Genomic DNA, 25,837 nt, shown 5'->3' with positions numbered 1-25,837 from the left:
AAGCCTTCTTTTATTGAGATATCCTAGCTTATTTTGTTTCAATCGCTGTTAGCTGCACTTTCTCTTCGTTGATTTGTACTTGTTGTACTTTTAGCAGTTCAATTTGTTCAATCAGACCTAAGCTCGGATTAAACCAACGTTCTGCCGAAGTGGCGAACTCCATTGAGTCCATGTCATCACAGTTTAGGTTGTAGATGTTCTCTTCCATCAGGTATGCCGCTTCAATTTTCTTGCCTGAGATCGAGAACGCTTTACGCACGCCAGTCTCTCGGATTTGCTGTTGCCAAACCACTTGGCAAGATGCTGTCATAGGAAGGTTTTGTACCCACTCATGCTCTTCAAAACGGTCTAGAAGGTTGTGAACTGCGTAGCCTGTAAGAGTGGTTTGCAGAGACATAGTTTCTTTACCGATGTCAATATTCGGGCTTTTCTCTTTTACGTCGTCACCGTTTAGGCGGAAAATCGGACCGCTGTGCATAAGCATGGCAATAAACTGATGACCAATGAAATAAGCGTCAGTGATTTCATGGAGTGCACCATCTGATCCTGCAAAGTAAAGCGTATTGCTCTCTTCGTCGTCGTTGTACTGCTCGTCTGAATAGTAGAACTGTTCGGCGCCGTAGTTCACCAAGTCATTAACCAACTGGACCATTGCCTCGCTGTTTGGGGTTTGTGCCAATGCTGCCAATATTTGCTCGCTATCCATCGCTTGGAAGCTCAGTTTCATGTCGCCCTCTGGTTGGCCATCCAAGCTAAACGAATAGCTCAATTGTGTGTTTGGTACAGGAGCGAAAATGGAGTTGTGAATCGAGACGTCGAAACTTTCTTGAGGCACTTTGTTTGGATTCGCACTGCCAGAAGACGAACCTCCGCCACAGCCGTAAAGAGCCAGAGTTGCTGCTGCGATAAGCGTCATTTTGTTTAGCATGGTTTACATTCCTGATTGATAAGGCCGCTTCATGTTGGGCCGTTGCTTGAATGCGAGCATGCTAAGTTCAGTGAGAGAAAAAGGGCAAAAAACAAAAGATAATAGGGGTTAATGAAAGCTTAATTTTATATTTAGGTCTTTGTTTTATTTGGGGTTATTTCGTTGGCTACGTTAGTGCAATACTCGTTAATGAGCGCTTTCCATCGGCTTATGATTTCTTGATCGGTCACACTAACATGCAACGTTTTCCACGGTTGGAGGCAAGTCTCTTTTGATTCAGATTGAGAAAGACGCTCAAACAAGGTTTCGGAAGGTAAAACGCGCAGCAGCGCCACCAGTGATTCCATGTAGTTGAGACGGAACTGTTCAAGTTTGTTCTGCTTGTAAGCAATGTGAGACACAAAGGTATAAATCAGTGCGTTTTGGATACGTGAGTCGCCATCTGGTGTCGTTAACAGAGCTTTTGCCCTGTCTAAGTTACCTAATTTGAAATGCAATAGACCTAACCAGAGGCTCAGCTCATCTGGCAAAATATCAAACGACGATTGTACTTGAGTTAAATACGCTTCCAGCTTTTGATGTTCGTGCTCGTATAAGGCGAGATGTCTTGCTGTTGTGATAGCCGCAAACTCATCAGATTGTCGGAGAGGTTGGCTAGAAAAGGCATTCTCGAATAACATTTTTTTGTGAATATCCGAAAGCTGCCACGTACTTGCCGAAGGTGCAGGCAGATTGAAGTATTGCGCGACATCCGAGTGCATTTGGAAAATATCCGATTGTAAGGCAGATAAACGCAGTGTGTACTCATTGCGAAACGCCAGCTTGCCCGTCGCAGGATAAATAAGGTTCATCTGCGCTTTCAAGATGCCCTGTTTTGTGCCGTCTTTTAACTCGATATTGAGTTCGTAGTCGCTGGTCTGCATGTTTCGTGCGCCAGGGAAATATGGCGTATGACTGATAGGATCAAGAAAGTAACTAGGAGCATCTTGGTTGGCGATGTCGGTGTATGGATATTCGACCTGTTGTTGCAGCAAGATGGCTTTGACCAGTATGCGGTATTTTCGCGCCTGAGAGCCGATTGAATCGACACGGTTGAGTAGTAGCTCGACTTTGGGAATCAGTAGTTGATGACGTGTTTGTTGTGTTGAGATTTCTTGGCGTTGCCATAACAAGCTTGCGAGTGTCATGCTACATACCGCAAGTATGGCACATAAGCTGTAAGCAAAAATCAGCTTGAAGTTCTTATTACTCACCACCTGGGTTGAGATAACGCGCCGATGGTTTTTCGCTGGTGGCACTAAACGAATATTGGCAGGGTTAAGAAAGTAGCCTTTGCGGGGGTAAGTGACTAAAAGCTTAGCGGCATCGTATTCGGGTAAGTACTGCTGTAGCAGTGCACGTAAGGTGCTAATGCGGTTCGTGAGCACATTCTTAGAGATGAACTTGCTCTGCCAAATGGTTTCAATAATGGTGTCAGCAGAGAGTGGGTGGCCAACGCTTGTTAACAGCAGTTCTAATAATTCAACGGTGCGAGGTTCAAGATCAATCGCGATAGCATCTTGATGAAGGCTCTGTGTCTTCGGGTTATAGATCAGCTCTCCAATCGCAATACAACTGTGAGTCTGTTTAGCTTGTTGCAGAAAGTCGCGCATACCGTACCGATCTATTTGGAAATCGCGAAGTATTATATAGCGATTGGAGCGCGAAATCTTATAAATCGCGCTTCAATCATTATCAAAAATTTATGAACCGTAGGTCACGGAATAGCGGTGCGGTTTGTGGTTCATCGCTAACACGACATTGAGTGCAAACGCCCCCAAAATTGAAAGGCCAATCACTTCTGGTGTGACAAAGAAGAATGAAGCAAACAGGATACATGCATCGATTGCCATTTGGCTTTTGCCAACTGAAATGCCAAATTTGTCTTGGATAAACAAACACAGCACGTTAAAGCCACCTAAGCTGGAGCGATGTCTGAATAGGATCAGCATACCGAGCCCCATTAAAAGCCCGCCTGCGACGGCGCAATAAACTTCATTTACCGATTCGAGCGAGATTAGCAAATAAAGATGATCGGCAAAGATAGAAACCAACGCGCCAGAAATGGCACTATTAATGGCGAAATGACGGCCGAAGCGTTTCCATGCTAGTAAGTAAAAAGGACTGTTTGCTAAAAAGTACAGCACACCAAAGGTAAAAGGTGTAAATTGGCTAATAAGCAGAGCCAATCCAGTCGTGCCTCCCGTTAGAAGGTTCGCGGATTGGAGAAAGAAAACGCCTTGAGCTACTAAAAAGGTACCCGTGAGAATCGCTATCCAGTCTTCTTTTAATGAGTGTTTTTCCATCAATGTTGCAGTCATTAGTGATAAATAAGGCGTGCATAGTAGTAAAAAGATGATCTTTTCGGTAGCTAGAGGGTAAAATTTACGGTAAACCTATGTAATTGCTGTTTTACAGGGTGTAAAGCACAAATTTGACAGGCAATAGATTGTCGTTATGCGATTGCAATGCTGGCATGATAAACATTGCTTGTCATCATGAAAAAACTGCATGAGAAAAATTGTAAATTTCTCTTTATGACCTAAATCAAATTATGTAGAATGCGCGCCATTAGGGTGACGAAAACGTTTGCGTCGGGTCATTCAACAGTTTTTTTGCAACTTTCAGTACTAATCTGAGTCAGGAGATACAGATGCTTAAGCGTGATATGAACATCGCAGATTACGATGCGGAACTGTTCGCAGCTATCCAGGAAGAAACTCTTCGCCAGGAAGAACACATTGAACTTATCGCTTCTGAAAACTACACAAGCCCACGTGTAATGGAAGCGCAAGGTTCTCAGCTAACGAACAAATACGCTGAAGGCTACCCAGGTAAGCGTTACTACGGCGGTTGTGAGTACGTAGATAAAGCTGAAGCACTAGCAATTGAGCGTGCATGCCAACTATTTGGTTGTGAGTACGCTAACGTACAGCCTCACTCAGGTTCTCAAGCAAACAGCGCAGTTTACATGGCGCTTCTTAACCCTGGCGATACAGTTTTAGGCATGAGCCTAGCACACGGTGGTCACCTAACTCACGGTTCACCAGTAAACTTCTCGGGTAAGCACTACAACGTTATCCCTTACGGTATCGATGAAGCTGGTCAAATCAACTACGACGAGATGGAACAGCTAGCACTTGAACACAAACCTAAGATGATCATCGGTGGTTTCTCTGCTTACTCGCAAATCGTTGATTGGAAACGCATGCGTGAAATCGCTGACAAAGCAGGTGCTTACTTATTTGTTGATATGGCGCACGTAGCTGGTCTTATCGCCGCCGGTGAATACCCAACACCAGTACCGTATGCTCACGTGGTAACAACAACGACGCACAAAACACTAGCAGGTCCTCGCGGTGGTCTTATCTTGTCAAATGCTGGCGAAGATATGTACAAGAAATTGAACTCAGCAGTGTTCCCTGGTGGTCAAGGTGGCCCTCTAATGCACGTTATCGCTGGTAAAGCAGTAGCGTTCAAAGAAGCGATGGAGCCAGAGTTCAAAGCTTATCAAGCTCGCGTAGTGAAAAACGCAAAAGCAATGGTTGGTCAGTTCCAAGAACGTGGCTACAAAATCGTATCTAACGGTACAGAAAACCACTTGTTCCTTGTTGACCTAATCGACAAAGATATCACTGGTAAAGACGCAGACGCGGCACTAGGTGCAGCAAACATCACTGTAAACAAGAACTCAGTACCAAATGACCCACGCAGCCCATTCGTAACGTCTGGTATTCGTGTAGGTACGCCAGCGATCACTCGCCGTGGCTTCACTGAAGAAGATGCAAAAGAGCTAGCAAACTGGATGTGTGACGTTCTAGATAACATCGGCAACGAAGAAGTTATCGAAGCGACAAAACAGAAAGTGCTAGAAATTTGTAAGCGTCTACCGGTTTATGCCTAACTGTTCTTCATAGAATGAGTCGATTTCGGTGTCGAACATACTCATTTGCTCGCGCAAACTCCGTGTGTTCTCCTAGAACTCGACTCGTCTATTTTGAACATTGATATACTAAAGGTCCTCATTTGAGGGCCTTTTTGTTTGTCTGGCGTTTGGAATGAGATATAGCGAGAGTGTGTGATAAGGGGATGGCTACCAACACTGTCCCTTTTCAATATATCCAAACCACGTCATTCCGACGAGCCGAGGCGAGATCAGGAATCTTGTTGAGGCACACTCTTTTACTCAGAGTTTCCCTAAAAATCCTCAGTATTCTGAAAACAGATTCTGAATCACGTTCGTACCTCGCTGTTCAGAATGACGGTGGTAGAATGGCTTTTTATCATCATTTGCCAGATACAAAAAAGGTTGGCACTGAGCCAACCTTTTCTCTTCAAAACAAGCTTTTCAAAACAAGCGAGAGCTTATTTAATCTCGATACCTTGAGCTTGCATATCGGCATGGTAAGAAGAGCGCACAAATGGACCACACGCTGCATGCGTGAAGCCAAGTTCTAGTGCAACTTCTTTTAGCTCGTCAAACTCTGATGGTGGAACGTAACGTTCTACTGGCAAGTGGTGACGGCTTGGCGCTAAATACTGGCCTAGAGTCAGCATCGTTACGCCGTGTGCGCGTAGATCTTTCAGTACTTCGATGATTTCTTCTTTGGTTTCACCAAGACCCATCATCAAACCAGACTTGGTCGGTACATCTGGATGCTGCTCTTTGAACTTCTTAAGGAGCTCAAGTGACCATTTGTAGTTCGCACCTGGGCGAGCTTTACGGTAAAGACGTGGCGCGGTTTCTAAGTTGTGGTTGAAGACATCTGGCGGATTGTCTTTCATTAGATCAAGCGCTACATCCATGCGACCACGGAAGTCAGGAACCAGTGTTTCAATCTTAATATGCGGGTTTAACGCACGGATCTCGCGGTTACAATCGGCAAAGTGTTGTGCACCGCCGTCACGCAGATCGTCACGGTCAACAGAAGTGATTACTACGTATTTCAGCTTCATATCGGCAATGGTTTTCGCCAGTTTTTGAGGCTCTTCTGCTTCCGGTGGTAATGGGCGGCCATGAGCAACGTCACAGAAAGGACAACGACGAGTACAAATAGCACCTAAGATCATGAAGGTTGCTGTACCGTGGTTAAAACATTCCGCTAGGTTCGGGCAAGATGCTTCTTCACATACGGAGTGAAGTTTATTCTTACGCATCGCCGCTTTGATGTCTTGAATTCGTTGGCTGTCGGCTGGTAGCTTGATCTTCATCCAATCAGGCTTACGTAGCACTTCTTTCTGCTCTGTAGGCATGTTCTTTACGGGAATCAATGCCATTTTATCGGCGTCACGATATTTAACGCCTTTTTCCATCTGGATTGGTTTGCTCATGCTTTATTACCTTGAGAAGGTGCTTCTGTGCTGAATTCTACTTGCTCATAATCGAGCAAAGTAACGAGTTCTTCTATTAATTGTTTTTCTACGGCTTCTACATTGTCTGGGCCGCCAAATTGGCTGACCTGAACCATTTCCATACCTTCATAACCACAAGGGTTAATACGCAGAAACGGTGTTAAATCCATATTTACGTTCAAGGCTAAACCATGAAACGAGCATCCTTTACGAATGCGTAAACCGAGAGAGCATATTTTCTTACCGGCAACGTAGACACCTGGTGCGTCAGGTCGCGCGGCTGAGTCAATATTGTATGCTTTTAGCGTGTTGATCACGAGGTTCTCGATTGTGGTAACGAGATCTCGTACACCTATTTTTTTTCGGCGTAGGTTGATCAAGAAGTAGGCGACCAACTGACCAGGGCCATGATACGTAACCTGGCCTCCGCGATCACTTTGTACAACAGGAATATCGCCAGTGTTAATCAAGTGCTCAGCTTTACCTGCCTGTCCTTGCGTAAATACTGGGTTATGTTCTACCAACCAGACTTCATCACGGGTTTCTTCTGTGCGTTGGTCGGTGAACTCATGCATCGCCTTCCATACAGGCTCATAGTCTTGGCGGCCAAGTCGTTTTACAACAAGTTGGTGTTGCATGGGAATTCCTGTTGCTAATATATAAAGTTTTTGGATTATAAACCGGATAACCCTGATGCTCTACCGCTGCGTAACAGATTTTTAACTGAAAGCGATGTAAAGCCTCGTTATCTCTTTGATAAATAAAAAGAAAGCAGCCAAGGCTGCTTTCAAAAAAAATTTAATCTATCAAAAAATTATAGAACCATACGTACGATGTCAATTTCACCTAACTCTTTGTACAGTGTCTCAACCTGCTCGATAGAGGTTGCAGTAATGTTGATTGACACAGAGTGGTAGTTGCCCTTAGCACTTGGTTTAACGGTCGGGCTGTAGTCACCTGGAGCATGGCGCTGAATAACTTCAAGAACAAGCTCTGGAAGTTCAGGCTTTGCATGACCCATTACCTTGTAAGTAAATGAACAAGGGAACTCAAGCAGGTCTTTTAATTTTGCATCAGAGTTGATGGTTAGCATATCGATAACTCCAGTAGATATTCGTTGCGGTGCGAAATAGTACAGTCAAATTAGGGGGAACTCAAGACGAGGAGCTCAAACTTAAAAAGCCGCCCATTCAGGCGGCTTTGTGAATAAGTTTGCTACTCTAACGTTCTTTTTAGAAGAAGCTCTTGAATAACAATACGATGTAATCCCACATACGGCTAAATAGACTACCTTGCTCTACGGTTTCTAGTGCCATTAGTGGGTACTCGGCAATATCTTCACCATCGATCTGATAGTATAGCTTACCAACTACATCACCTTTATTAATTGGGGCTTCTAGCTCTTTTTCAAGGACGAAGCTTGCTTTTAGGTTTTTCGCTTCACCACGCGGTAGTGTTACGTAAGTATCTTGGTCAAGACCCAGTGCTACGGTGTCTTTGTTACCCATCCACACTTTTTCTTCTACGAACGTTTCACCTGCTTTGTGCGGTGCCACTGTTTCGAAGAAACGGAAGCCGTAGCTTAGCAGCTTTTTGCTTTCTGACTTACGAGCATTGGCATCTTTAGTACCCATAACGACCGCAACCAAGCGCATTTGACCTTCAGTTGCTGAACTTACTAGGCTGTAACCCGCATTACTTGTGTGACCCGTTTTGATGCCGTCAACGTTCATGCTCTTATCCCAAAGTAGACCGTTACGGTTGTATTGGGTGATGCCGTTGTAAGTAAATTTCTTCTCTGAGTACACTCGGTACTCATTTGGTACGTCACGGATAAGTGCTTTACCCAGCAGTGCCATGTCGTATGGTGTTGAGTACAACTCTGCGTTATCTAAGCCATGAACGTTGGCAAAGTGCGAGTTAGTCATACCCAATGTGTTGGCCCAAGCGTTCATTAGGTCAACAAACGCATCTTCTGAACCTGCAATATGTTCTGCCATCGCAACACAGGCATCGTTACCTGACTGGACGATGATACCTCGGTTCAGGTCACGTACTTTAACTGTTGTGCCTACTTCAATGAACATCTTTGATGAATCAGGGAAGTTTTTCGCCCACGCATTTTTACTGATGGTGACATCATCATCTTCTGAGATATTACCACGCGCTAGCTCTTGGCCGATTACATAGCTGGTCATCATCTTAGTCAGACTAGCTGGAGACAATTTTGTGTTCATCTCTTTCTCTGCCAGTACTTTACCTGAATGGTAATCCATCAGCACGTAGCCCTTCGCCGCGATTTGAGGGGCATCTGGAACAACGATAGGTGATGCAAGAGCAGATTGAGCGAAAGTTGCAGAAAGGGCAACCGAAGAAACGAGAATAGATTTCACAAACTTATTTTTATTCATGGTAATTCAAATTTTTGGGTTAACTGCAGACATCTTATCAGAATCCCTAGTTATGTAAGAGGGGGATCAAAGAGAAATTCATGACACGAGGTCATTTGGCAGTGTTGTGTTTTTTAATAAATGCAGACGAATAGCCGAGCAACTTTACTTTATCTAGTGTGGCTTGCGTCAGGGAATAGTCAGTAAATGGCCCTAACAACAAGCGATAAGACTCTTTCGCACTCTCTAGGAAAGTTTCTGTATCCAATTTTTGACCAAGCTCGGTACCTAAAGTTCGCGCGCGCTCTTCATTTTTTGATGATGCCACTTGAATAACGTACCTAGGGTGCGCTTCTAATGACTTTTTGTCCGTGGGCTGATTGATACTGATCACTTCAATTTCCACGTTCGCGGTGCCTGTTTTTATGACATCTAACTTGTGCGCGGCGGCATAGCTTAAATCAATGATACGGCCATCGTGAAAAGGACCTCGGTCATTAACTCGTACTATGGTGGTTTTGCCGTTGTCAGTATTGGTAACTTTTACGTAACTTGGTAACGGTAGCGTTTTATGCGCTGCCGTCATTGAGTACATGTCATAGATTTCGCCATTAGAAGTCAAATGACCTTGGAATTTTTTCCCATACCAAGATGCGCGGCCTTTTTCTTTAAAGCCTTTCGCATTGCGAACTATTTTGTAGTCTTTGCCACGCAAGTGGTAATCTTTGTTCCCACCTAGGCTGTACGGTTCATATTTAGGATGCGCATCCTCGATGTGTTCGACTGAAAGCGGTGTATCCGGTGCAACATCGGATTCGAGTTCGTAACGGCCTTCTTGTTCTTTTTGGCTAGTTGATGAACAGCCTGCCAAAATAAGAGCAGAGAAAACCAAGGAATATAAAGCGCGTTTTTGCATGTCTAGGTCGCCTTAGAGAATGCTTTTCGGTGCGTATGAATCGACATTAGAATACCAAAACCAGCCATCAAGGTTACCATTGATGTGCCGCCATAACTGATGAGTGGCAACGGTACACCTACTACAGGTAGGATGCCACTTACCATGCCAATATTTACAAAAATATACACGAAGAAGCTGAGTACAATACTGCCTGCCATCATTCGTCCAAATGCGGTTTGCGCTTGGCTGGCGAGATATAAACCTCGTCCAATAATAAATAGATAGATGGCTAAAAGGCAAAGGAAGCCAATCATACCCCATTCTTCAGCAATTACTGCAAAGATAAAGTCAGTGTGTCGTTCAGGAAGAAATTCTAGTTGTGACTGCGTACCTTGCAACCAACCTTTGCCGGAAATACCGCCGGAGCCAATCGCAATTTTACTCTGAATAATGTGGTAGCCCGCTCCTAGCGGATCAGACTCCGGGTTAAATAGAGTACGAACTCTCACTTTTTGATACTCTCGCATCAAGAAAAACCACAGAATTGGAATGAAACCACCTAATGCAATCGCAGCACCAGCAATTATTTTCCAGCTAATGCCTGCGAGGAAGATAACAAAAATACCGGAAGCCGCGATCAGGATTGAGGTACCTAAGTCAGGCTGTTTTGCAATGAGAATGGTTGGTAAGCAGACCATAATCAGTGCAACAATGAGTGTTCTTAGCGTTGGTGGGAGGGGCTGTCTACCAACATAGCGAGCCACCATTAATGGCACCGCGAGCTTCAATAGCTCTGACGGTTGAAAGCGCACAAAACCGAGGTTAAGCCAACGCTGCGCGCCTTTCGATGCTTCACCGAAAAACAGCACGCCGAAAAGCAGTATAACGCCACCAACGAACATCAAAGGTGCCAAGCTTTCGTAAGTTCGTGGAGAAAGCTGTGCAAGGACGAGCATCACAACGAGTGAAAGCACCATTCGCATGGCTTGGCGATCCATCATCAGTAAACTTTGGCCACTGGCGCTGTACATGATCACCAGGCCAAATCCCATCAGGGCCAGTATGCCAAGTAGGAGTGGTAAGTCGATATGGAAGCGTTCAAACAGGGCGCGATTTTTACCTGTAGAGGGATCCATCTTCATTACTGTTTTACCTCTTTCTTCGCATTGTTTTCAGGCTCAATTTCTTCTGGACCAAGAACGACTCGGTCAAAAATTTTCCTTACTACTGGGGCACCGTTACTAGAACCACCACCGGCATTTTCTAGTACTACAGTGACGACCACTTTAGGATCATCAAATGGTGCAAAGCCAGTAAATAACGCATGGTCACGTAAGTGCTCGGCGATCTCATCGGCGTTGTACTCTTCGTTTTCACCCAGACCGAAGACCTGTGCAGTACCTGATTTACCCGCTGTTTCATAATTCATTTTGTAGAATGAGCGACGAGCTGTTCCGCGCGTGCCATGGTTTACCCGACGCATGCCTTCTTTCGCCATATCCCAGTACTTTTTAGGCACATTCTTGATTGGTGGGTAAGTCACGTATTCTGTCGTTTGCTGCTCTTCGAAGTCGTTACCATTTTCTATCGTCGCTTTGAGCAAGTGAGGTGCGATCACTTCTCCCTCGTTTACTAATACGGAGGTTGCTTTGGCGATTTGCATTGGTGTTGCTGTCCAATATCCTTGGCCGATACCTACAGGGATCGTATCACCTTTATACCACGGGGTTTTATGGCGAGACATTTTCCAGTCACGAGTCGGCATGTTCGCCTTACTTTCTTCGTAGATATCAATGCCAGTGTAATCACCAAAACCGAACATCATCATCCAATTCGAAATACGGTCAATGCCCATGTCATAAGCGATTTGATAGTAGAAGGTATCAACAGACTCTTCGATCGACTTAATGATATCGACGCGTCCGTGTCCCCAACGCAACCAGTCCCGGAACGGACGTGTGTTAGAGTTTGGTATGCGCCAATAACCAGGATCATTTCGTGTGGTGTTAGGTGTGACGACACCTTCTTGCAGCGCGGCTACCGCCATAAATGGTTTGATGGTAGAGGCCGGAGGGTAAATGCCAAGTGTAGTGCGGTTGACCAAAGGACGGTTTTTATCGTTCAAAAGGGCGCGATAATCTTTACCTGAGATTCCGTGCACGAACGAGTTAGGATCGTAGCTAGGGCTTGAAACCATAGCCAGTACGCCGTTGTCTCTAGGATCGATTACTACAGCACTGCCTCGGCGGCCGTCCAACAATTGGTGTACGTACAACTGCAAGTTGATATCAAGGTTTAAAACGATGTCTTTTCCGGGTACAGGTGGAACGTACTTTAAGGTACGAATTACTCGGCCGCGGCTGTTTACCTCGACTTCTTGATATCCGGCTGTACCGTGTAAGAGGTCTTCGTAGTATTTTTCAATACCCAGCTTACCAATGTCGCGAGTGGCTTGATAGTTTGCGTCTTTTTCTTCTCGGATCAGGCGTTGCATGTCGCGATCATTAATTCGAGAAACATACCCAATCACGTGGGTTAAGACTTCGCTGAAAGGGTAGTAGCGCTTTAAGGTCGCACTTATTTCCACACCTGGAAAGCGGTACTGATTGACGGAGAATACCGCTACTTGTTTTTCGTTCAGTTGGGTAAGCAGTGGGACCGATTTAAATCGACGAGTCCGTTTACGCTCGTGGTGGAAACGTTCAATCTGGTCTGGTGTAATTTCCAGAATAGTTTGTAATTCTTGGATGGTTGCATCAATGTCTTTAATTTTTTCTGGGGTCAGTTCTAAGTTAAAGACGGGACGGTTCTCTGCCAGTAAAACGCCATTTCGGTCATAAATTAGACCTCGGTTAGGCGCGATAGGCACCACTTTGATGCGGTTATCGTTCGAGCGGGTTTGATAGTCTTGAAACTGGTTCACCTGAATGTTGTACATGTTGGCAACCAGAGCTCCCATCAAGACAACAATGCCGATAAAAGCAACAATAGCGCGGCTGGCAAACAGACGCGCTTCGGCTTGATAATCTCGGATTTGACTGCGGCGTTTACGAATCATTAACGCTTGGCTCTAAAGTTAAACAACGATTATTCGCGATGATAAGGGTGGTTAGCGGTGATGCTCCACGCTCGGTACAAGCTTTCTGCCATTACGATACGCACTAGAGGGTGGGGTAGCGTTAAGGCAGACAATGACCAGCTTTGGTCTGCTGCAGCTTTGCATGCAGGAGCGAGTCCTTCAGGACCGCCGATTAATATTGATACATCACGGCCATCTAATTTCCAAGCTTCTAACTGCTCAGCGAGTTGAGGAGTGTCCCATTTTTTACCTGGGATATCTAACGTGACGATACGGTTGCCTTTTGGTACCGCAGCGAGCATCGCTTCCCCTTCTTTTTGCAGGATGCGAGCGATATCGGCATTCTTACCACGCTTGCCAGCAGAGATTTCAATCAACTCCAACGGCATATCATGCGGGAAACGGCGACGATATTCTTGAAAGCCTTCCTCAACCCATTTTGGCATTTTTGTGCCAACAGCAATTAGTTGAATTTTCAAAAGATTAACCCCAGAGTTTTTCTAGCTGGTAGAGTTCGCGGTGCTCTTCTTGCATCACGTGAAGCATGGCGTCGCCCATATCAAGGACTACCCATTCACCTTCGTTTTCACCTTCCATTCCTAGTGGCTCAAGACCGGCTTTTTTCACCTCTGTTGCAACATGGTCAGCGATGGATGAAACGTGGCGTTTGGATGTACCAGTACAGATGATCATGTAATCTGTCACGCTTGATTTATCTTCCACATTTAGGACGATAATGTCTTCCGCTTTCATGTCGTCGGCTTTATCAGCTAAAAAGTCTTTCAGTTCTTCGCGAAGCACTCGGTTTTCCTCGGTTTGTCTCTTATCTCTACAGTGTTTTACATTCTTGCTTGCAAAACAGGTCGCGCACTATATCACGCTTTGATTTTTAAATTGCCAGCTTAATATCAGGAGAGCAGGTTTCTAAGCTCAACTGATGAATAGTTGGCCATACAGACTCGTCATACTGAGTTTTGGCTTTTATCTCGGCTTGAGCCAACAAGGAGAGCAATGCACAAATACGACTCGCTGATAAGCGGGCCAGTGCTGCGTTATAGAGTGGACGCTTGTTTTGCCAAACTCGATATTTCTCAAATACCTGGTTCATTCCCATTTGAGTTAAGTCTTGATGCATATTTAAAAGTTGGCTCAACTCTTTTTGTACACTTCGAATCAAGATCACGGTCTCAACCCCTTCCGCCTCAAGTTGGCGAAGAATACGTTGTGCACGGTTTGCTTTACCTGCCAGTAAGGCGTCGATCCAGTTAAAGGTAGTGAAGTGGTTATGGCGACTTAGGGCTTCCTCTAAACGTATGATGGTCAGCTCACCATCCGGGTAGAGTAGGGCCAATTTCTCTAAGCTTTGTGTCAATGCAAATAGGTTACCTTCATGCCATTGAGCCAACATTTGCAGTGATTGTTGATCGGGTTTTAGGCCCAACGTGCGGCAACGTGCCTGAATGAACATAGGTAAGCGTTGTAGATCTGGCGACAAACAGCTTACCCAGTCGCCTTTTGAGCTTAATGCTTTGAACCATTTCGCATTTTCTTGGGCTTTGGTCAGTTTGCTACCAACAATGACGAGCATGATGTCATCATGCAGCATATCACACAGTGTTTGCAGCTCTTTGCTGACGGCGGTTGTCACGCCACTCTCTGGAATTTCAAGCTCGATCAATTGACGGTTTGAGAACAGGCTCATCGCTTGGAAGCAATCGTAAACTTGATTCCAGTCGATGCTTGCGTCTACCGCAAAACGGTGTTTTTCCTCAAAACCTTGTTGAAACGCTGCCTTTTGGATTGCTTGGCGGCTCTCTTGAATCAGTAACGGCTCATTACCAAAGATTAGGTAAACCTGTTTAACTTGTTTAGTTAAATGATCCGTTAGCTTATCGGCATAAATTCGCATAGTGATTAAGAGTTTGTGTTCGCTGGCTCAGAGATTTGTCCTGCTTCATATTCGGCACGAATACGGCCCAACTGGCGCATCATCTGTTTTGCAGCTTGCAAGCGCATCTCGTCTTCAATTACGTCACGTTCAACAGATTTTGCAAGTGCCGTCAACGGGTTGTCTAGGTAGTTGCGGTTTACTGTTGTCGTAAAGTTTTTAGAGCCATAGCCAGGAATCGTCACACGGTATTTTACTACGTATGTCAGCTCTTTTTCTGCTGCACGGCTATTTTGATACAGAGACAGTGTACGCTCATCGATAGTCGCTTCCGTCAAATGAAGGTTGGGTACCGTCGATGATGGTTGAACAAGTTCAACTTTGTTCAGTTCGAGTTGAGAGCGAACATAGCGAGTTAATTCACTGTATTCATCGTAGCTGGAGAAAGACATAGTGTGCAGCTCTTCCGGTACGGAATACTCGCCGCGAAGGTGAAAACCACAGGCAGAAAGAAGCCCCGCTAATACCAATACCACTGGTAGTTTAATCAAAGAGAAAAAGCGCATTGATTGTATTCATCCTAAATTGAAGGGGTTATTTACCTTAAACCACTCATGTGAATGGTTTGAGGTAAATAAACAGGGTAGAAAACTACCCTGTTTAATGACTCTTGGTTAACAAATAAGTTCGCTAAACAGAGACAAATTGACAGCTGCGATTAGTTTGCAACAATGTTCAGCAGTTTACCTGGAACGTAAATAACTTTACGAATAGTCAGGCCATCAGTGAACTTAACCACGTTTTCGTCGTTTAGACCAAGCTGTTCGATATCGTCTTTAGAGATATCCGCTGGGACTGTTAGCTTCGCACGTAGCTTACCGTTAACTTGAACAACGATAGTTTTTTCGTCTTCAACTAGCGCTTTTTCGTCAAACGTCGGCCATGCCGCGTTATCAATGTCTGTTTCACCTAGTGCTGCCCATAGCTCGTATGAGATATGCGGAGTGATAGGGTAAAGCATGACAACAATAGCTTTCAGTGCTTCGTCAAGGATTGCACGATCTTGCGCAGATTCTTGAGGCGCTTTCGCTAGTTTGTTCATCAGCTCCATGATCGCTGCGATCGCGGTGTTGAATGTTTGACGACGAGCGATATCGTCCGTCACTTTCGCGATAGTTTTGTGAACGTCGCGGCGAAGTGCTTTTTGATCACCAGAAAGCGCTGAGGTATCTACTGCTTCTGCTGCGCCTTTCGCTGTGTGCTCTTTCACTAGTTTCCAAACACGTTTTAGGAAGCGGTTCGCACCTTCTACGCCAGACTCTTGCCATTCAAGTGTCATGTCCGCTGGAGACGCGAACATCATGAATAGACGTACTGTGTCAGCGCCGTACTTATCTACCATTTCTTGAGGGTCGATACCGTTGTTCTTAGACTTAGACATCTTGATCATGCCTGAGTGCGTTACATCGCGACCTTCAGTGTCTTTAGCAGAAGTAATGCGGCCTTTACCATCACGTTCAACGGCTACGTCTGTTGGAGCTACCCACTCTTTGCCGCCTTTCTCGTTCTCGAAGTAGAACGCATCAGCCAGTACCATGCCTTGACACAGTAGTTGCTTGAACGGTTCGTCAGAAGTTACGTAACCCGCATCGCGCAGTAGTTTGTGGAAGAAGCGTGAGTACAGTAGGTGCATACAAGCATGCTCGATACCACCGATGTACTGGTCTACTGGTAGCCAATAGTTTGCTTTTTCTGGGTCTAGGATGTCGTCCGCTTGTGGTGAACAGTAACGCGCGTAGTACCAAGAAGATTCCATGAACGTATCGAACGTATCTGTCTCACGTAGAGCAGGTTCGCCGTTAAAGGTTGTCTTCGCCCACTCTTTGTCTGCTTTGATTGGGCTCGTTACGCCGTCCATTACTACGTCTTCTGGAAGAATCACTGGTAGTTGGTCAGCAGGTACTGGGTGAACTTCACCGTCTTCAGTGGTTACCATTGGGATTGGCGCACCCCAATAACGTTGACGAGATACACCCCAGTCGCGTAGACGGAAGTTTACAGTCTTAGTGCCTTTGCCCTCTGCTTCTAGCTTCGCTGCGATTGCGTCGAATGCCGCTTGGAATTCTAGGCCATCGAATTCACCTGAATCGAACAGTACACCTTTCTCAGTGTATGCTGCTTCAGAGATGTCTAGCTCGCTGCCATCAGCAGGCTTGATAACTGGCACGATGTCTAGACCGTACTTCGTTGCGAACTCGTAGTCACGTTGGTCGTGCGCAGGTACAGCCATTACCGCGCCTGTACCGTAGTCCATCAGAACGAAGTTTGCTACGTATACTGGTACTTCGCGGCCGTTCAATGGATGAATAGCAGTAAGGCCAGTTGCCATACCTTTCTTCTCCATTGTCGCTAGCTCAGCTTCTGCAACCTTGTTGTTCTTACATTCGTCGATAAACGCTGCAAGCTCTGGATTGTTCTCTGCTGCAAGAGCTGCAAGAGGGTGGCCGGCTGCGATACCCACGTAAGTCACACCCATTAGCGTATCTGGACGTGTTGTGTAAACTTCTAGGTCTTGTTGACCCTTAACTTCAAACTTCAGTTCAACACCTTCAGAACGACCAATCCAGTTGCGCTGCATGGTTTTCACCATTTCAGGCCAACCTTCAAGCTTGTCTAAGTCGTCTAGTAGCTCTTGAGCGTACTCAGTGATTTTGATGAACCATTGAGGGATTTCTTTTTGCTCTACAGGCGTATCACAACGCCAGCAACAACCGTCTTCAACCTGCTCGTTTGCAAGAACAGTTTGGTCGTTAGGACACCAGTTAACAGAAGAAGTCTTTTTGTAAACTAAACCTTTCTCGTAAAGTTTAGTGAAGAACTCTTGTTCCCAGCGGTAGTACTCCGGTGTACATGTTGCGAATTCACGGTTCCAATCGTAACCAAAGCCTAGAAGCTTAAGTTGGTTCTTCATGTATTCGATGTTTTCGTAAGTCCAAGGTGCTGGCGCAGTTTTGTTTTTTACTGCTGCGTTTTCTGCAGGTAGACCGAATGCGTCCCAACCGATTGGTTGCATCACGTTTTTGCCTTGTAGGCGTTGGAAACGAGATACTACATCACCGATAGTGTAGTTGCGCACGTGACCCATGTGCAGTCGACCACTTGGGTATGGGAACATGGACAGACAGTAGAATTTTTCTTTATTTGGGTCTTCACTTACAACAAAGGTTTTGTTGTCATCCCAGTGCTTTTGAACTTTTTGTTCAATATCTTGTGGGTTGTATTGTTCTTGCATCGATGGTATCCGTTATCTTGGAATTTGTGAGTTCGGTTAGAACAGACTTAAATAGATCGTCATAGAATACCTAAAGCTAGGGATCACAACAATAGCCAATCTGTACCCATGCGCCCTTAAGTGACGCAGGTAGGAGAAAGATGGAGGTCAGTTATGCCTAAACGTAAAACAGGTTATGAGGAAATGCTCGAGGATGTGATTGAAACCTTGAAGCACAGTCCGGAAGAAGTTAACAAAGCGATTGAGACGTCGGGCAAAGTGGTGGATGCTGCTAATGACTTGACCAAAGATGAATTGGCTTTAATCAAAGCGTACCTTAAAGCAGACTTAAAAGAGTTTTCAGAGAGTTACGAGGATAGCAAAAGCGGTCCGTTTTACTTAACGATTGCGGATTCGATATGGCAAGGGCTGTTAGAGATTACAGACCGAACTAAAGTTGAGTGGGTTGAGTTGTTCGATGACTTAGAGCATCAAGGGCTATATGAAGCAGGAGAGGTGATAGGCTTAGGCACTTTAGTTTGTGATGAGTGTGGTCACAAGACAACGTATAACCACCCAACAGTAATCATTCCGTGTATTAAGTGTGGTCACAAAGGCTTTACTCGTCAGTCATTAAAGCCATAAATGGCGAGTAACGACTGTATAATGCAATGAATAAAAAAGAGGCTTAGTCGCCTCTTTTTTGTCTTTTCTACTTTCAAGCTGTTATCAGCTCTGTTTTCTTCTTAAACCGAAAGCCAGCGCTAAACTTAACCCTACCCAAATATACAATGGCCAAGTACCAACGATTCGATATGGCGTTTTCCCATCGGTTGGGGTGAGCTCTGCGCGCAGTACTGCAGTTTCAAACTGCGGAACTTGCTCAACGATTTTACCCTTGTGATCGGTTACCGCTGTTAATCCATTGTTAGTCGAGCGGATGAGCGGTTTGCCCAACTCTAAGGCACGCATACGGGCGATCTCCATATGCTGAAGAGGGCCGATAGAGTGACCAAACCATGCATCGTTTGAAAGCGTTAGAATGAAGTCTGTTTCGTCAGTCACATTTTGACGCACTTGCTCATTAAAGATGATCTCATAGCAAAGCGCTGGTGCCATGTGCATGCCATTCGCAACGATGTTTGGCTGCACAAAAGCCCCACGGCTAAACGATGACATCGGTAGGTTAAAGAATGGCGCTAATGGGCGCAAAATATCTTCAAATGGTACAAACTCACCAAACGGTAGTAGGTGATGCTTATGGTAACGTTCGCTTAAATCGAAGCTGTAGTCACCGTATGGTGTGATGCCGAGGGACAGAATACTGTTGTAGAACTGTCGATCTTCAGCTTGGTTGACGACACCGGTGATGATTGCGCTGTTATTCATTTTTGCAGCGCTGTCGATATTGCTCAAAAATGAAGGCACTTCAATTTCAAAAGCAGGAATTGCTGCTTCTGGCCAAACGATAATGTCAGCATCCCAGTTTTCACGAGTTAAGTCAGCATATTTCATTATGGTTGGCCAGCGTTGACTTGGTAGCCACTTTAGGTTCTGGTCTACGTTACCTTGAATCAGCGCGAGCTTAGTCGTGTCTTCTGGTCGGGGTGTTACCCAATCGTAGTTGCGAATCCCAAAGCCAGTACTGAGTAGTACCGCAGGGATAATCACCATCAGCCACTGCTTATGAATCCATGCATAGGCTAACGCCCCTGCGCTGATAAGGATAAATAGAGTAAGCAGTTCTACGCCGCCAATTGGTGCAAAGCTTGCGAGTGGAGCATCTATCTGGCTATAGCCTAGCCATAACCAAGGGAAGCCGGTCATCACCCAACCACGCAACCAATCACTTATCAGCCATAAAGCAGGTGCAGCGAGAAGTGCTTTTGTGAGCGTAAATTGAGGAAACAGCTTGTTGTTGAGCCAAGCAAATAAGCCTGAATAAACAGCCAAGTAGGCAACAAGTAAGCCCATTAAAAATAAATTGGCAATGAGCGGCATACCGCCAAAACCGGAGATACTGACGTAAACCCAGCTAACGCCAGTTGCAAATTGACCTAACCCCCAAGCATAACCAATCCATAGTGCGCGTTTCGGAGTTTGGTTAGCAAGAAGAATCAGTAGAATTGCAGGGCTAAGAATGGCAATAGGCCACAGCTGGTAAGGAGCGAAAGCGAGTGTAGTAGAGGCGCCAACAAAAGCGGCCACTAAGGGCCGCTTAAGGCGATGAAAGAGTTCATTCATCATTGTAATTTTCTGAGATTCCCAATGGGTATCGCGTTACTCTTGAGTGGCTTCAACCAGGGTTTCTTCGTCTGGGATCGTCACTTGGAGTTGAATGACACGACGGTTATCGGCAGCGGTGACTTTGAAGTTGTAGCCTTCAATTTCAACCAGTTCACCACGAGAAGGTAAGTGACCAAAGGCAGTCATGACCATACCACCAACGGTATCAACTTCCTCATCGCTGAAGTTGGTTCCGAATGTCTCATTAAACTCTTCGATGGTTGTCAGCGCTCTGACAGCAAACGTATGCTTGCTCAGCTTACGAATGTCCGTCTCTTCACTTTCATCGAATTCATCTTCAATATCCCCGACGATTTCCTCAAGGATATCTTCAATGGTTACAAGACCAGAAACACCACCGAATTCATCGACAACAATGGCCATATGATAACGTTCTTCACGGAATTCTTTCAGCAGTCGATCAACGCGTTTACTTTCCGGTACTACAACCGCTGGTCGAATGACTTCTTCGATATCAAATGGATTGCTGCCTGAGCCTAAGTATTTAAGTAAGTCCTTCGCTAGAAGTATGCCTTCCACATGGTCTTTATCTTCGCTGATCACAGGGTAGCGAGAGTGTTGAGCATCGGTAATCAAAGCAACCAAGGTATCAAGGTCGTGAGTACGCTCAACGGTAACCATTTGCGAACGCGGGATCATAATGTCACGCACACGCATTTCGGAGATTTCCATAACACCTTCAAGCATATCGCGAGTGTCATGGTCAATCAGGTCGTTAACTTCAGAGTCGCGGATAACATCCACAAGCTCTTGGCGATCTTTTGGTTCGCCCTGAAATAGTTGACCTAGACGTTCAAAGAAGGACTTTCTACTCGGACCTTCTGCCTTTTCTTTCTTATCTTCGTTAGAAGAGGGAGAATTATCTTCGTTCATTGTTTCTCAATTAAGTAACGCTATCAGAAGTGTGATAGCACACATAGAGAGGCGAACACGAGAGTCATTTAGGTGGTTCGCCTTTCCCTGTCGAGTGGCCAATAGCTACTCTTTTTCAGCAATGTAAGGATCTTCATAACCCATACCTTGCATGATTTCGGTTTCGAGGGACTCCATCTCTTCGGCTTCGTCATCCTCTATATGATCATAACCTAGCAGATGCAAGCTGCCATGTACAACCATATGCGCCCAATGTGCTAGCAGAGGCTTGCTCTGTTCAACCGCCTCTTTTTCAACAACTTGGCGGCAAATAATCAAATCACCAAGTAAATCTATTTCCATACCAGGAGGTGCTTCAAATGGAAACGACAACACATTAGTTGGTTTATCTTTGCCGCGATACTCATGGTTGAGCGTATGACTTTCTTGTTCATCAACAATACGAATTGTGACTTCGGCTTGTGGCTGGAAGAGAGGAATGGTCTTATCTAGCCACAATTGGAAATCTTGCTGCGAAGGCAGACCTTCTTCATTTTCGACTGCCAGTTGCAGATCAAGTTCAATCGCCATGATTATTCCTTAGTTGAAGCAACTTGTGCATTCAATTCGGCTTTTGCTGCTTCTAGTAACTTCGCATCGCGTTCTTCACGACGGCGTTTCTCGAACTCTTTACGCTCTTTCTGGTCTTGTGCTTCCCACTTCTCGTACGCGTTAACGATACGAGCAACCACAGGGTGACGTACAACGTCGTCGGCTAAGAAGAAGTTAAAGCTGATGTCGTCAACTTCGCTTAGTACTTCAATAGCATGACGAAGACCCGATTTCGCACCACGAGGTAAGTCAATCTGCGTGACATCACCAGTGATAACCGCGCGAGAGTTAAAACCAATACGCGTTAGGAACATCTTCATCTGTTCAACTGTGGTGTTCTGACTCTCATCAAGAATGATAAAGGCGTCGTTTAGAGTACGACCACGCATGTAAGCAAGAGGGGCAACCTCAATCACGTTACGTTCAATCAGCTTCTCTACGCGCTCAAAGCCCAGCATTTCAAATAGAGCGTCGTATAGCGGACGTAGGTATGGGTCGACTTTCTGGCTTAAATCACCAGGCAGGAAGCCCAATTTCTCACCAGCTTCAACCGCTGGACGAGTAAGTAGAATACGACGGATCTCTTGGCGCTCTAGTGCGTCAACAGCTGCTGCTACAGCAAGGTAGGTTTTACCTGTACCAGCCGGGCCAATACCAAAAGAAATATCATGCGTGACCATGTTAACCAAGTACTGCGCTTGGTTTGGCGTACGTGGTTTGATCACACCTTTCTTGGTTTTGACGAAGACTTCTTTACCATGCTCGATGTTAGACTCAGTATTCTGCTCAAGAACACCAGACTCTTTGATCGCTAGATGGATTTGCTCAGGCTCAATATCTGGGATCTCACCTCGTACAGGTGCGGTATCAACATATAGAGTTTTCAGGATATCCAGCGCAGCTGATGCGGTATGAGGTTTACCGACAATCGTAAAGTGGTCACTACGGTGGTTAATTTCAACGCCTAGACGACGTTCTAAATGCTTGATGTTGTCATCGAATGGACCGCACAGGCTAGCTAGTCGGCGGTTGTCTGAAGGTTCTAGGTTAATTTCTAGAGTTACGATTTTATTGCTCAATGTTGCCTCTCATTTTTTGCCACTTAGTGAGAGCCTGATAACGACCAGGCTCTCCATGGCTATTTATACGAGCTTACGGCGTAAAAGTAGCTACACCCAGCTCATCTTCGCGACGTGTTTTCGCCATCATCTGCGTTGGGGAAATCACACTACGAAGATCCATGTCTTTTTCAGTACGTACTAGCTCACCACGCAGTGAGTTTGCAAATACGTCTACGATCTTCACATCAACGAACTGACCAATTAGGTCTGCACTACCTTCAAAGTTTACTACACGGTTGTTTTCTGTACGAGCGCGCAGTTCCATTAGGTTTTTCTTCGAAGGACCTTCAACTAGAACACGTTGTTCTGTGCCAAGCATTAAGCGAGAGTAACGCATCGCTTGAGCATTGATAGTTTGCTGTAGTTCGTAAAGGCGCTCTTTCTTCACTTGTTCTGACACATCACAAGGGTAATCCGCTGCTGGCGTGCCTGGACGTGGAGAGAAAATAAAGCTGAAGCTCATGTCAAAGTCTACATCTTTGATTAGCTTCATGGTGTCTTGGAAGTCTTTGTCTGTCTCACCAGGGAAACCAACAATAAAGTCTGAACTGATTTGAATATCAGGACGAGCTTTACGCAGTTTACGGATGATCGATTTGTATTCGATAGCGGTGTGAGGGCGTTTCATCATCGTTAGGATACGGTCACTACCACTTTGCACAGGTAAGTGCAGGAAGCTCACAAGTTCTGGCGTATCTTCGTATACTGCGATGATGTCGTCTGTGAATTCTAACGGGTGGCTCGTCGTGAAACGAATACGGTCGATACCATCGATAGACGCAACCAAACGAAGCAGTTCTGCAAATGAACAGATCTCACCATCGTGCATAGGACCACGGTACGCGTTTACGTTTTGACCCAGAAGGTTTACTTCACGTACGCCTTGTTCAGCAAGTTGGGCGATTTCGAACAGTACGTCATCCATTGGACGGCTTACTTCTTCACCACGAGTGTACGGTACGACACAGTAAGTACAGTACTTAGAGCAGCCTTCCATAATAGAAACGAATGCTGTCGCACCTTCAGCGCGAGGTTCAGGTAGGCGGTCGAATTTTTCGATCTCTGGGAACGAAATGTCCATAACTGGTGCATCATCGGACTGAGATTGTTTGATCATCTCAGGTAGGCGGTGCAAAGTTTGTGGGCCAAAAATAACGTCAACGTATGGTGCACGTTCACGAATATGGTCACCTTCTTGCGTTGCTACACAACCACCTACACCGATAACTACGCCAGGTTTTTTATCTTTTAGTGTTTTCCAGCGGCCTAGCTGGTGGAAAACTTTCTCTTGCGCTTTTTCACGGATCGAACAGGTGTTAAGTAGAAGTACGTCTGCTTCCTCTGGCTCTTCCGTCAGCTCGTAGCCGTTTGCAGCATTAAGCAGGTCGGCCATTTTTGATGAATCGTATTCGTTCATCTGGCAGCCCCAGGTTTTAATTAGCAGTTTCTTACTCATCTCACTTTCGCTCGTTCAGTTGTACTTAAATCGGAGAGCTATTGCTCAAATTATAGCCGCCATCACGGCGGTAAGCGGCGTATTGTACTGCTTTAAAAAGCACCTGACTAGTGATCTAGCTAATTCTCTGCAAAGCCTGATGAAATCTAGTTTTTCGCCCTATGCTGAACAAGGTTTTTTGTTAAACAATTTTGTAAAAGTAGCCATGGAAAGTACAATAAAAAACGCCAATTAATCAGCACGATGAAGAGTGAAAAATGAACAAGTATGACATCGCCGTGATCGGTGGCGGTATGGTCGGGGCAGCCGTCGCTGTTGGATTTGCCAAGCAGGGCAGAAGCGTTGTCTTGGTTGAAGGTACAAAACCTAAAGTTTTTGATGCCGCTCAGGCGATGGATATTCGTGTATCTGCAATCTCGCACCAGTCGGTGGAGTTACTTGATTCACTCGGAGCATGGTCAGAGATCAAGAGCATGCGAGTTTGTCCTTATCGGCGGTTAGAAACTTGGGAGCACCCAGAGTGCCGTACTCGTTTTCACTCTGATGAATTGTCATTGGATCAGCTAGGTTACATCGTTGAAAATCGCCTAATCCAATTAGGTCTTTGGCAAGTCTTCTCTAAGTATGAAAATCTAACCGTGATGTGTCCTGAGCGATTAAAAGCCATTGAGTTTGCAGATGTAAATCTTGTGACACTAGAAAGTGGGGCGCAGTTTGAAGCTAACTGGGTGATTGGTGCTGATGGTGCAAACTCTAAAGTTCGTCAATTGGCTGGAATTGGTGTAACTGCGTGGGATTACCGACAACACTGCATGTTGATTAACGTGAAAACAGAATTGCCTCAGCAAGATATTACTTGGCAACAATTTACACCTTCAGGCCCACGTTCATTTTTACCTCTGTGCTCTTTGAGTAACGACGATGGTCAAATAGTAGGCCAAGGTTCTTTGGTTTGGTATGACTCGCCTAAACGTATTAAACAACTGTGTGCGATGGGTAAACCTCAACTAAGGGAAGAAATCTTACGTCATTTCCCTGCAGAATTAGGCGATATTGAAGTTTTACAGTTTGGCTCATTCCCACTCACTCGTCGTCATGCGCAAAGCTACTCAAGCAAAAATTGCGTATTAGTGGGTGACTCTGCCCATACGATCAACCCGCTTGCAGGGCAAGGGGTAAACTTAGGCTTCAAAGATGTAGACGTTCTCCTTTCGGTAACAGAACAACAAGAAAAGCTGGAAGATACCTTACTCGCGAAATACGAACGCGCACGTCGACCTGACAACTTACTCATGCAGACGGGCATGGACTTTTTCTATAAAGGTTTTAGCAACGATCTAGGGCCATTGAAGTTCGTACGTAATTCTGCATTGAAGCTTGCTGAAAACTCAGGGCCAATTAAGGCTCAAGTACTGAAATACGCGTTAGGTATGTAGTAAGCTACTCAAATCACAGATAGAAAAAAAGCGAGCCATGAGCTCGCTTTTTTAATTCGGCAAATCTAATGATTTTCCGAGTCCAGAACCAAAAAAAGAAAAAACCCAGCAAAGTCATGCTGGGTTTTCCGATAATGGTGCGGAAGGAGAGACTTGAACTCTCACACCTTGCGGCGCCAGAACCTAAATCTGGTGCGTCTACCAATTC

At 45.4% G+C, this 25,837-nt stretch carries 24 protein-coding genes; 3 read left to right on the top strand and 21 right to left on the bottom strand.

The window, feature by feature from the left end; all coding sequences use genetic code 11:
- Positions 1–28: 28 nt before the first annotated feature.
- The 3 genes from R7P64_RS17840 to R7P64_RS17830 form a co-directional block, all read right to left on the bottom strand.
- A complete protein-coding gene (locus R7P64_RS17840; RefSeq protein ID WP_318123779.1) occupies positions 29–928 on the bottom strand; it encodes a hypothetical protein in 900 nt (299 codons plus the stop codon).
- Between the two features lie 131 nt (positions 929–1,059).
- The gene (locus tag R7P64_RS17835) at positions 1,060–2,580 is read right to left on the bottom strand and encodes a transcriptional regulator (protein WP_318123777.1); all 1,521 of its coding nucleotides are present in this window, start codon (positions 2,578–2,580) and stop codon (positions 1,060–1,062) included.
- Positions 2,581–2,670: 90 nt separating this feature from the next.
- A complete protein-coding gene (locus R7P64_RS17830) occupies positions 2,671–3,273 on the bottom strand; it encodes a YitT family protein (protein ID WP_031780204.1) in 603 nt (200 codons plus the stop codon).
- A gap of 347 nt (positions 3,274–3,620) precedes the next feature.
- Here R7P64_RS17830 and glyA point away from each other — a divergent pair, with 347 nt between their 5' ends.
- A complete protein-coding gene (glyA, locus tag R7P64_RS17825; RefSeq protein ID WP_213964613.1) occupies positions 3,621–4,871 on the top strand; it encodes a serine hydroxymethyltransferase in 1,251 nt (416 codons plus the stop codon).
- A 461-nt stretch (positions 4,872–5,332) separates the two neighbouring features.
- Here the strand turns inward: glyA and lipA are convergent, their stop codons facing one another.
- From lipA to leuS, 12 genes are all read right to left on the bottom strand, one after another.
- The gene (lipA, locus tag R7P64_RS17820; protein ID WP_005391329.1) at positions 5,333–6,298 is read right to left on the bottom strand and encodes a lipoyl synthase; all 966 of its coding nucleotides are present in this window, start codon (positions 6,296–6,298) and stop codon (positions 5,333–5,335) included.
- On the bottom strand, positions 6,295–6,957 hold the full coding sequence (gene lipB, locus R7P64_RS17815; protein ID WP_318123775.1) for a lipoyl(octanoyl) transferase LipB: 663 nt from the start codon (positions 6,955–6,957) through the stop codon (positions 6,295–6,297). The genes lipA and lipB overlap by 4 nt, the downstream gene beginning before the upstream one ends.
- 176 nt (positions 6,958–7,133) lie before the next feature.
- The gene (ybeD, locus tag R7P64_RS17810) at positions 7,134–7,412 is read right to left on the bottom strand and encodes a DUF493 family protein YbeD (RefSeq protein ID WP_005384135.1); all 279 of its coding nucleotides are present in this window, start codon (positions 7,410–7,412) and stop codon (positions 7,134–7,136) included.
- Between the two features lie 139 nt (positions 7,413–7,551).
- Positions 7,552–8,730, bottom strand: coding sequence for a serine hydrolase (locus R7P64_RS17805; protein WP_005384132.1), 1,179 nt, complete (start codon positions 8,728–8,730; stop codon positions 7,552–7,554).
- 91 nt (positions 8,731–8,821) lie between these two features.
- A complete protein-coding gene (locus tag R7P64_RS17800; protein ID WP_017635670.1) occupies positions 8,822–9,625 on the bottom strand; it encodes a septal ring lytic transglycosylase RlpA family protein in 804 nt (267 codons plus the stop codon).
- A 2-nt stretch (positions 9,626–9,627) separates the two neighbouring features.
- Positions 9,628–10,749 carry a rod shape-determining protein RodA gene (gene rodA, locus R7P64_RS17795; RefSeq protein ID WP_005384128.1) on the bottom strand — a complete coding sequence of 374 codons (1,122 nt, stop codon included), beginning with the start codon at positions 10,747–10,749 and terminating at the stop codon, positions 9,628–9,630.
- A complete protein-coding gene (gene mrdA / locus R7P64_RS17790) occupies positions 10,749–12,665 on the bottom strand; it encodes a penicillin-binding protein 2 (protein ID WP_005384126.1) in 1,917 nt (638 codons plus the stop codon). Before mrdA ends, rodA begins: the two co-directional genes overlap by 1 nt.
- Positions 12,666–12,694: 29 nt before the next feature.
- The gene (rlmH, locus tag R7P64_RS17785; RefSeq protein WP_017821762.1) at positions 12,695–13,165 is read right to left on the bottom strand and encodes a 23S rRNA (pseudouridine(1915)-N(3))-methyltransferase RlmH; all 471 of its coding nucleotides are present in this window, start codon (positions 13,163–13,165) and stop codon (positions 12,695–12,697) included.
- A 4-nt stretch (positions 13,166–13,169) separates the two neighbouring features.
- Positions 13,170–13,487 (bottom strand): ribosome silencing factor, encoded by a 318-nt coding sequence (gene rsfS, locus R7P64_RS17780; protein WP_005373015.1) that lies wholly within the window; start codon positions 13,485–13,487, stop codon positions 13,170–13,172.
- A gap of 88 nt (positions 13,488–13,575) precedes the next feature.
- A complete protein-coding gene (gene holA, locus R7P64_RS17775) occupies positions 13,576–14,595 on the bottom strand; it encodes a DNA polymerase III subunit delta (protein WP_054576930.1) in 1,020 nt (339 codons plus the stop codon).
- Positions 14,596–14,600: 5 nt separating this feature from the next.
- Positions 14,601–15,140, bottom strand: a complete 540-nt coding sequence (lptE, locus tag R7P64_RS17770; protein ID WP_005373019.1) for an LPS assembly lipoprotein LptE — start codon at positions 15,138–15,140, stop codon at positions 14,601–14,603.
- Between the two features lie 152 nt (positions 15,141–15,292).
- Positions 15,293–17,866 carry a leucine--tRNA ligase gene (leuS, locus tag R7P64_RS17765; RefSeq protein ID WP_005384121.1) on the bottom strand — a complete coding sequence of 858 codons (2,574 nt, stop codon included), beginning with the start codon at positions 17,864–17,866 and terminating at the stop codon, positions 15,293–15,295.
- Between the two features lie 153 nt (positions 17,867–18,019).
- Here leuS and R7P64_RS17760 point away from each other — a divergent pair, with 153 nt between their 5' ends.
- Complete coding sequence (locus R7P64_RS17760; RefSeq protein WP_005373024.1) at positions 18,020–18,490, top strand: zinc ribbon-containing protein; 471 nt, start codon at positions 18,020–18,022, stop codon at positions 18,488–18,490.
- A gap of 84 nt (positions 18,491–18,574) precedes the next feature.
- Here R7P64_RS17760 and lnt read toward each other — a convergent pair whose 3' ends face one another.
- From lnt to miaB, 5 genes are all read right to left on the bottom strand, one after another.
- Positions 18,575–20,092, bottom strand: a complete 1,518-nt coding sequence (gene lnt, locus R7P64_RS17755; protein ID WP_005384119.1) for an apolipoprotein N-acyltransferase — start codon at positions 20,090–20,092, stop codon at positions 18,575–18,577.
- 33 nt (positions 20,093–20,125) lie between these two features.
- A complete protein-coding gene (gene corC, locus R7P64_RS17750) occupies positions 20,126–21,025 on the bottom strand; it encodes a CNNM family magnesium/cobalt transport protein CorC (RefSeq protein WP_005384118.1) in 900 nt (299 codons plus the stop codon).
- Between the two features lie 105 nt (positions 21,026–21,130).
- Entirely contained in the window at positions 21,131–21,595 is a 465-nt protein-coding gene (gene ybeY, locus R7P64_RS17745) for an rRNA maturation RNase YbeY (RefSeq protein WP_005373030.1), read from the bottom strand.
- A gap of 2 nt (positions 21,596–21,597) precedes the next feature.
- Positions 21,598–22,695 carry a PhoH family protein gene (locus R7P64_RS17740; RefSeq protein WP_005373033.1) on the bottom strand — a complete coding sequence of 366 codons (1,098 nt, stop codon included), beginning with the start codon at positions 22,693–22,695 and terminating at the stop codon, positions 21,598–21,600.
- A 73-nt stretch (positions 22,696–22,768) separates the two neighbouring features.
- On the bottom strand, positions 22,769–24,193 hold the full coding sequence (gene miaB / locus R7P64_RS17735; RefSeq protein WP_005373038.1) for a tRNA (N6-isopentenyl adenosine(37)-C2)-methylthiotransferase MiaB: 1,425 nt from the start codon (positions 24,191–24,193) through the stop codon (positions 22,769–22,771).
- A 257-nt stretch (positions 24,194–24,450) separates the two neighbouring features.
- Between miaB and R7P64_RS17730 the strand changes: the two genes are divergently transcribed.
- On the top strand, positions 24,451–25,629 hold the full coding sequence (locus tag R7P64_RS17730; protein ID WP_213903845.1) for a 2-octaprenyl-3-methyl-6-methoxy-1,4-benzoquinol hydroxylase: 1,179 nt from the start codon (positions 24,451–24,453) through the stop codon (positions 25,627–25,629).
- A 13-nt stretch (positions 25,630–25,642) separates the two neighbouring features.
- Here R7P64_RS17730 and R7P64_RS17725 read toward each other — a convergent pair.
- Positions 25,643–25,837, bottom strand: a 195-nt coding sequence (locus R7P64_RS17725; RefSeq protein WP_318119033.1) for a hypothetical protein, incomplete at its 5' end; no start/stop codon positions are given.

It is taken from the genome of Vibrio sp. 2304 (genome assembly GCF_033339475.1).
Classification (GTDB): Bacteria; Pseudomonadota; Gammaproteobacteria; order Enterobacterales; family Vibrionaceae; genus Vibrio; species Vibrio alginolyticus.
The sequence above is the reverse complement of the archived record's forward strand: the minus strand, read 5'-3'. Positions and strand labels throughout refer to the sequence as shown.